At 58.7% G+C, this 7864-nt stretch carries 8 protein-coding genes; 4 read left to right on the plus strand and 4 right to left on the minus strand.

Going from position 1 to position 7864, the window contains the following annotated elements:
* The 3 genes from QZ517_RS18965 to QZ517_RS18975 form a co-directional block, all read left to right on the plus strand.
* Positions 1–129 (plus strand): ATP-dependent helicase C-terminal domain-containing protein (locus QZ517_RS18965; protein ID WP_294230267.1); only part of this gene is annotated, 129 nt, incomplete at its 5' end.
* 108 nt (positions 130–237) lie between these two features.
* Complete coding sequence (locus tag QZ517_RS18970) at positions 238–696, plus strand: NUDIX hydrolase (protein ID WP_294230247.1); 459 nt, start codon at positions 238–240, stop codon at positions 694–696.
* Between the two features lie 90 nt (positions 697–786).
* A complete protein-coding gene (locus tag QZ517_RS18975) occupies positions 787–2268 on the plus strand; it encodes an inorganic phosphate transporter (RefSeq protein ID WP_294230250.1) in 1482 nt (493 codons plus the stop codon).
* A 3-nt stretch (positions 2269–2271) separates the two neighbouring features.
* Here QZ517_RS18975 and QZ517_RS18980 read toward each other — a convergent pair whose 3' ends face one another.
* The 3 genes from QZ517_RS18980 to QZ517_RS18990 all read right to left on the minus strand — a co-directional run bounded on the left by QZ517_RS18980 (position 2272) and on the right by QZ517_RS18990 (position 5559).
* Positions 2272–3327, minus strand: coding sequence for a 2-dehydropantoate 2-reductase (locus QZ517_RS18980; RefSeq protein WP_294230253.1), 1056 nt, complete (start codon positions 3325–3327; stop codon positions 2272–2274).
* Between the two features lie 112 nt (positions 3328–3439).
* Positions 3440–4366 carry an ornithine carbamoyltransferase gene (gene argF / locus QZ517_RS18985; protein WP_294230255.1) on the minus strand — a complete coding sequence of 309 codons (927 nt, stop codon included), beginning with the start codon at positions 4364–4366 and terminating at the stop codon, positions 3440–3442.
* A gap of 11 nt (positions 4367–4377) precedes the next feature.
* Positions 4378–5559: an aspartate aminotransferase family protein gene (locus tag QZ517_RS18990; RefSeq protein ID WP_294230258.1), complete on the minus strand. Its 1182-nt coding sequence runs from the start codon at positions 5557–5559 to the stop codon at positions 4378–4380.
* Positions 5560–5884: 325 nt separating this feature from the next.
* Between QZ517_RS18990 and QZ517_RS18995 the strand changes: the two genes are divergently transcribed.
* The gene (locus QZ517_RS18995) at positions 5885–6772 is read left to right on the plus strand and encodes a DMT family transporter (RefSeq protein WP_294230261.1); all 888 of its coding nucleotides are present in this window, start codon (positions 5885–5887) and stop codon (positions 6770–6772) included.
* A gap of 63 nt (positions 6773–6835) precedes the next feature.
* Here QZ517_RS18995 and QZ517_RS19000 read toward each other — a convergent pair.
* On the minus strand, positions 6836–7864 hold a 1029-nt coding region (locus QZ517_RS19000; RefSeq protein ID WP_294230264.1), incomplete at its 5' end, for a class I tRNA ligase family protein.

Raw genomic sequence — 7864 nt, forward strand, 5'->3', positions numbered from 1 at the left:
CCCGGGTTTTGGGCCAGCTCTTATGCCGACGTGCGCAAAGACATGCGCGGACGTTATCCTAGGCACCCCTGGCCCGAAGACCCGACACAAGCGGACCCCACCCTACGCGCCAAACGTCGGAAACATTAGGTGTATTTCGCGCGCACCTTGACGTTTTCCACAGGAAAACGTATATACAATGACACGACAAAACACCTGACCACATAATAATAACCAAACAAGTCCGAGCAGACCACTATGACCAACGCCTTAAAATCCGCCTTTGACAGCGTGATCGCGCCAATGTTGCGCCGCCCGCGCCGCATTCAGGTCGCTGCGCTGTGCACGCGTGAGAAAAAGGGCGCAACCGAGGTTCTGCTGATCACGTCGCGAGACACAGGCCGCTGGGTTCTGCCCAAAGGCTGGCCTATCAACGGGCTGGATGCCCCCGGCGCCGCCCTGCGCGAAGCCTGGGAAGAAGCTGGCGTGAAAGAAGCCAACATCAACAGCGAACCTGTCGGCATCTACGGCTATGCCAAACGTCTGGATGGTGGGCTTGAGGTGCCGGTTGACGTCACCGTGTTTGAAACCGAGGTCACGGAGCTGGTCGACGACTTCCCTGAGGCTGAGGAACGCACCCGCAAATGGGTGCCCGCGCAAGAAGCTGCCGGTATGGTGAACGAACCACAGCTTCAAGCCATTCTGCGGGAATTGTAATCCTTTCGTAAGCCATTTGTAACGAAATCGTTGCATTGACCCGGCTACGGGGGTAGGCCCCCGTACGACTCAAAGCCGGGATTCTTTGTCATGACCTCGCCAAACTCAGGCAAGAAATGGTCCACGCTGGACCGCGACCTCAACCGCATCTCCCATCTGGAATCTGCCACGCTCTATGTCTCGCGCCCCATGGTGGGCTTTGGCATTGCGATTGCTTTTATTGTGATTGCAGGCGTCGCGGCAGGCCTCTTGTCAGGCGGTGACTCTGACACAGCAATCATCATCGCGGCCGCCGGTATCGGCGCCTACATGGCGATCAACATCGGCGCCAACGATGTGGCCAACAACATGGGCCCGGCTGTCGGGGCAAACGCGCTCACCATGGGGGGCGCGATTGTCATCGCTGCCTTCTTTGAAAGCGCAGGCGCACTTTTGGCTGGAGGCGACGTGGTTTCCACCATTTCCAAAGGCATCATTGATCCCACCGGCATGGCCAACACCACCATCTTCATCTGGGCAATGATGGCCGCGCTGATTTCGTCTGCCCTGTGGGTCAACCTCGCCACTTGGGTCGGCGCACCGGTTTCCACCACACACTCGGTTGTGGGTGGCGTTATGGGCGCCGGCATTGCCGCCGCGGGCTTTGCGGCAGTGAACTGGCCCACCATGGCCAAAATTGCTGCCTCCTGGGTGATTTCGCCGGTTCTGGGCGGTGTGATTGCGGCAGCCTGTCTGGCCTTCATCAAAACCAAAATCATCTACCAAGACGACAAAATTGCCGCGGCCCGCCGCTGGGTGCCCGTTCTGATCGGCATCATGGCAGCTGCCTTTGCGTCTTATCTGGCTCTGAAAGGCCTCAAGCGGATCATCAAAATTGACCTGCAGACCGCGCTCCTGATCGGCGTGGCCACCGGCGGTCTATTCTATGTTGTCTCCGCGCCACTCATTCGCCGTCAATCCGAAGGTCTGGAGAACCGCAACAAGTCTCTCAAAGTGCTGTTTGGCATCCCACTGGTGTTCTCTGCCGCGCTCTTGTCCTTTGCTCACGGTGCCAACGACGTCGCCAACGCGGTTGGCCCGCTGGCCGCCATTGTGCACGCCGCCGAGTTTGGCGAGTTTGCCGCCAAAGTCTCTATTCCAAGCTGGGTGATGATCATTGGCGCGTTTGGTATTTCTTTCGGCCTGTTCCTGTTTGGGCCCAAACTGATCCGCATGGTGGGCGAGAAAATCACCAAGCTGAACCCGATGCGCGCCTATTGTGTGGCCCTGTCAGCGGCGATCACTGTGATTGTCGCCTCTTGGTTGGGCCTGCCCGTCAGCTCGACCCACATCGCCGTGGGCGGTATTTTTGGGGTGGGTTTCTACCGCGAATGGCACGCCGAGCGCCGCCTGCGCAAAACCACCGTGCAACGCACCCCCGAGAAGCGCATCGCGCCCGAAGAGCGCCGCCGTCGCAAACTTGTGCGCCGCAGCCACTTCATGACCATCATCGCCGCATGGGTCATCACTGTGCCTGCCGCCGCGCTGATGTCAGCTGTGATCTTCTACCTGCTCAACACACTGAGCAGCTAAGAGCTAGTCGTCTGCGGCCGCACCTTGTGTCCGCAGACGTCGCTGCACCTCCCGCGCCGTGAGCCTGGGTGAGCCTGTACTCAGTGTCTCCACGTCTCGGATCAGCTCTGCAATCCCCGCATTGATCGGCGCCGCCACATTGGCTTGCCGGGCCAGCCGCACGATCTTGCCCTGCAACTCGTCAATCTCAGTCCCACGGCCTTTCTCGAGGTCTTCCCACATGGAACTACGGGCACTCGGATCAATTGACAGCATCGTTTTCGCCACCATGCGAAACGCCCAGGTTGGCAGCTTCAAAATACGTGGCACCGTGGACATTGGCACCTTCGCTACCGGGTTCACACACGCCACCTCTGCCGCCGCCAAAACCACCAAAGCCTCTTCCATCTGCGCCGCCATCAACTTCCTCCAATCGCAGTCGCCGATCTGTTCCCGCAAAGGCATCCCTGACAGGGCATTCAAAGCGTTGTTGAGGTTGATCAGCAGCTTGCCCCATTGCACCGCCGCAATGTCTGCGTGTTCATGAATGGCCAAGGCCGGCACGCTCAGGTGCCGCCCGACATGCCCCAATCCGCGCTCAATGAGGATGTCACCACTGGTGCCACGATGAAATCGGCCACCTCCAACCCAAACAACGTTGAACGGCACCATACCGGCCCGCACGTCCCAACCCGGTAGCATCTCTCGCAGCAACGCCGCATTCTCCACGCCGTTCTGTAGGCTGATCACCACCGCGGTGTCTCGCGCATATGCTGCAATTTGCGCAGCGATCTCAACCGTGCCCGCGCTCTTCACTGCTACCAGTACAATGTCCGCGTCCGCAAAACAGGCCGGGTCAGCACTCATCGCAAAGCGATCTGGCGCCAAGGCCACATCCAAGTCACCATAGTCGGTCAGTGTTAAGCCGTTCTGTGTGATCTCCTCGGCAGTTTTGGCCCGCAACAAAAGCGTCACATCGTGCCCACTCCGTGCCAACAACCCACCCACAAAACACCCGATACTGCCCGCCCCGGCCACCACAATCCGTGGCGACCTTTTAGTCCCTTGCGCCTCACTCATCGCGTGTTCCCTACCTTGTCTCGCCACTCCAGATTAGGCGCAGTATCCGCCCACAAACAACAAAAAGGGCGCCAGCCACGCTGACGCCCTTAAGTCACCCAATGGGGGAGGTCTAAGTCGCTAGGCACCATTTCATGATGGCCTTCTGTGCGTGCAGCCGGTTCTCTGCTTCATCAAACACTGCCGAATTTGGCCCGTCCATCACAGCGTTGGTGGCCTCTTCATTCCGGTGTGCCGGCAGGCAGTGCATGAACAGCGCGTCATCATTGGCGTGGCTCATCAACTCTTCGTTGACCTGGAACCCGCGCAGCTGATTGTGCCGACGCTCCCGCGCTGACGGCGCATCATGCATGCTCACCCAAGTATCGGTCACAACCAAATCCGCCCCCTGCACAGCCTTCACCGGATCACGTTCGATCTCAACGTTCACACCCTTGGCACGGGCTTCATCAATGAACACCTGTTCCGGGTCCAACGTCTGCGGGCCGGTGAAGGTCAGATCAAAGCCAAATTGCCCTGCTGCATGGGCAAAGCTGGCAAACACGTTGTTGCCGTCGCCGGACCACACAACTTTCTTACCTGCAATCGGACCCATCTTTTCTTCAAAGGTCAGGATATCCGCCATGATCTGGCACGGGTGCGTGCGGTTGGTCAGCCCGTTGATCACCGGCACAGTGGCGTTGTCCGCCATCTCCAGCAGTGTCGCCTCTTCAAAGGTCCGGATCATGATCAGGTCCACATACCGGCTCAGCACCTTGGCGGTGTCCGCCACGGTCTCGCCATGGCCCAGCTGCATCTCAGAGCCGGACAACACCATGGTCTGCCCGCCCATCTGACGTACCCCCACGTCAAAGCTGACGCGGGTCCGGGTGGAGGGCTTTTCAAAGATCAGCGCAACCATGTGATCTTTCAGCGGCAGATCATCATCCAGGGCACCCTTAGGGCGTCCATTGCGCGCGTCTTTGATGGATTTGGCGCTGTCGATCATGCCCCGCAGATCATCCACAGCGGTCTTATTAATATCCAGAAAATGCTTCATCTTATTTGTCCTTAACCTTCTGCGCCCAGTTGGGCCGCCGCCTTTTCAAGCCGCACAACGGCCTCGGCAATGTCTTCATCTGTGATGTTCAGGGGCGGCAACAGCCGCACCACATTGTCTGCCGCTGGCACGGTCACAACCTCGTTGTCGTAGCCAGCCGCCACAACGTCGCCACAAGCCGCCTTAGAGCATTTCAGCCCCAGCATCAGCCCCGCGCCACGCACTTCTTCGAACACCTCGGGATGCTCCGCCACCAGCCCTTCGAGCTTCTGACGCAACAGACCGGCCTTGCGGTTCACCTCCGCCAAAAACGTGTCCTCCGCGACCACATCCATGACCGCGCCACCGACAGCACAAGCCAGAGGGTTGCCGCCGTAGGTCGACCCATGTGTGCCCGCAACCATACCGCTCGCGGCCTCTTCCGTGGCCAATACTGCGCCCAAGGGGAAACCGCCGCCAATGCCTTTTGCGACCATCATGATGTCCGGTGCCACACCTGCCCACTCATGCGCAAACAGCTTGCCAGTCCGGCCCACGCCACATTGCACCTCATCCATGATCAGCAGGATACCCGCCTCATCACAGATCGCGCGCAATGCCTTGAGGTCCGCATCCGCCATCGGGCGAATACCACCTTCACCTTGCACCGGCTCAACAATAATGGCCGCCGTCTGATCGCCGATCAGTGCCTTGGCTGCATCCAAATCGCCCCAAGCCACCTGATTGAACCCCGGCAGCAACGGTCCAAAGCCGGCCACCAGTTTTTCAGAACCAGCCGCGGCAATCCCCGCGGAACTCCGGCCATGGAACGCGCCTTCAAACGCAATGATCTCCACCCGCTCCGGCTGACCTTTGTCATACCAATACTTGCGCGCCATTTTTACGGCCAGCTCGCAGCACTCGGTGCCAGAATTGGTGAAAAACACTGTGTCAGCAAAGGTATTGGCCACCAGCTTGTCCGCCAGCGCCTGCTGTTGGGTGATGTTGTAGAGATTGGACACATGCCAAAGCTTGTTTGCCTGCGTGGTTAGCGCCTCCACCAACACAGGGTTGGCGTGGCCCAACACATTCACAGCAATGCCCGCCCCCAGATCGAGAAAACGTCGGCCGTCCGCCTCAATCATCCAGCTTCCTTCACCCTTCTCAAACGTGAGGGCGGCGCGGTTGTACGTCGGCAAAACGGACGGGATCATATCGATCTTCCTTTTCAGATCATGAGCTTTAGTGACTGCATCACTTGCGGCATTTACGTCAATGTTTTTGAGAGCTTGTGCGCCACTTTGCAGCGCAATGGATCAGGTACCGGTCACGCAGTGGCGCGTCGGCGTCGTACAAAAGGGATATCTGTGCGTTTGATCATGCGCCTTGCCTAGATGGATCGGCGACAAATGGGAACCCCCAACTGTCGATTCGCGCAAAATTTGTGACATTCATCCAAATCGGCACCCATCTTGTGTCTCTCCCTGCACGCGACAGATCACTCTTGCCAGCCCAAATCCGCCGCCGCATAACCCCCAAATGAGCATTCCCACCCTCCCCCGCGCCAATCCGGCCCTTGCCGCTGCGCTGACCCTCGCAGCTTCCGCGTTTGCAGCAGGCACCACGCTTCTGGCCAAGGCGCTTGGCACAGGAGCCTTGGGGCCAGAGTTGCACCCGCTTCAAATCAGCCATGGGCGTTTTCTGTTCGCATTCCTTGGGTTTGCCACCGCAGCGATGATCATCCGCCCGCAAATCACACGCCCCAACTGGAGCCTGCACATTGGCCGCTCAACTTTGGGCTGGGGCGGTGTCACGCTGATGTTTGCCGCCGCGACATTCATTCCGCTCTCAGACGCCACCGCAATCAGCTTCCTTAACCCGGTGGTAGGTATGCTGCTTGCGATCCCGTTTTTGGGCGAAAAAATTGGTCCCTGGCGCTGGGGCTCAGCCGCCTTGGCCTTCACCGGCGCTATGGTCCTCACCCGTCCCGGTACAGGTGCCCTCGAGTTTGGCGCTTTTTTGGCACTGGGTGCTGCCTGCGCCATGGGCGGTGAGCTGATCTTCATCAAAAAGCTCACCGGCCGCGAACGCCCGTTTCAGATCCTGTTGATCAACAACGCCATCGGCCTCATCATAGCCTCCGTGGCCGCCGCCTTTGTTTGGCAAATACCAACTTTGCCGCAATGGGCGGCACTCGCCGGTATCGGCCTTCTGATGGCCTCCGCGCAAACCTGCTTCATCAACGCCATGCGTATGGCGGATGCGAGCTTTGTCAGCCCGTTTTTCTACACAACGCTTGCCTTTGCCGCGCTCTATGACGCGCTGGTGTTCTCCGTCTTGCCGGATGTGGTCAGCTGGTTGGGTGCGGGCATCATCCTAAGTGCTGCCGCGATCCTGGTTTGGCGCGAAACACGCCTCGCAAAGTAGCCTCCCAAAACGCATAAGGCCCCGCCATTGCGGGGCCTTACAAATTCTCTCAAGCCTTTGGGTTTATTCCGCGGCGATCAGATCCCCGGCAAGCGCCTTGTGGATCAACGCAACGGTCTCCTCGACGCCATACAGCGCAATGAACCCGCCAAACCGAGGCCCTTGGGACGCGCCCAGCAGGACCTCATAGATCGCCTTGAACCAATCGCGCAGCGGCTCAAACCCGTGGGTCTTGCCAATCGCAAACACAATCGACTGCAGGAACTCTTCATCTGCAAAATCCGGCTCTGGCAGCGGATCGTCATTGCCAACAAGCGCATTCTTCGCCGCAATCACCGCCAGCGCGGTTTCCGCTGAGCCCAAGGCCCCAGCCAGATCTTCCAACGCAGCGCGTTCTTGATCGGTGGGCGCACGATATTCTTTTGCGGGTTTTACAAAATCTTTGAAGTAGCTGACCGCGTGGCCCGCCGCCGCATCCATTCCCGGATGGGTTTCCGCCGTTGCGTCAGGCGCATATTTGTTGATGAAGCCCCACATTGTGGCTTTGTCTTCCGCAGAAGACGCGGACGCGAGGTTCAGCAACATCGAGAACGGCACCACCATATCAGATTGCGGCACGTCGCCGCCGTGGATGTGCCACACTGGGTTGTTGAGCTGCGCCTTGATGTCCTGCGTGTGATACGCCCGCAACTGCTGGTGATACTCATCAACCGCCTTTGGGATCACATCAAAGTGCATCCGCTTCGCGGTCTTTGGTTTCTGGTACATGAAATACGCGAGGCTCTCAGTGGAGGCATAAGTCAGCCACTGGTCAATCGACACACCGTTGCCAGACGACTTGGAAATCTTCTGACCACTTTCATCCAAGAACAGCTCATAAGAGAAGTGGTTTGGCTGACGGCCACCCAACGCACGACAGATCGCATCATAGATCTTCTCGTTGGTGGCGTGTTCTTTGCCATACATCTCAAAGTCGACACCCAACGCGGCCCAGCGCGCGCCAAAGTCCGGCTTCCATTGCAACTTCACATTGCCGCCAGTCACCGGCACGGTCCACTCTTTGCCGTCTTCATCGTCAAAGGTGACGGTGTA

Origin of the sequence: uncultured Shimia sp. (assembly GCF_913054185.1) — a bacterium.
Classification (GTDB): Bacteria; Pseudomonadota; Alphaproteobacteria; order Rhodobacterales; family Rhodobacteraceae; genus Shimia.

Excerpts from the sequence above, each read along its gene's own strand:
- QZ517_RS18995 (WP_294230261.1), top strand. The coding sequence starts at position 5,885 with ATGAGCATTCCCACCCTCCCCCGCGCCAATCCGGCCCTTGCCGCTGCG.
- QZ517_RS18975 (WP_294230250.1), top strand. The coding sequence starts at position 787 with ATGACCTCGCCAAACTCAGGCAAGAAATGGTCCACGCTGGACCGCGAC.
- argF (WP_294230255.1), bottom strand. The coding sequence starts at position 4,366 with ATGAAGCATTTTCTGGATATTAATAAGACCGCTGTGGATGATCTGCGG.
- QZ517_RS18970 (WP_294230247.1), top strand. The coding sequence starts at position 238 with ATGACCAACGCCTTAAAATCCGCCTTTGACAGCGTGATCGCGCCAATG.
- QZ517_RS18990 (WP_294230258.1), bottom strand. The coding sequence starts at position 5,559 with ATGATCCCGTCCGTTTTGCCGACGTACAACCGCGCCGCCCTCACGTTT.
- QZ517_RS18980 (WP_294230253.1), bottom strand. The coding sequence starts at position 3,327 with ATGAGTGAGGCGCAAGGGACTAAAAGGTCGCCACGGATTGTGGTGGCC.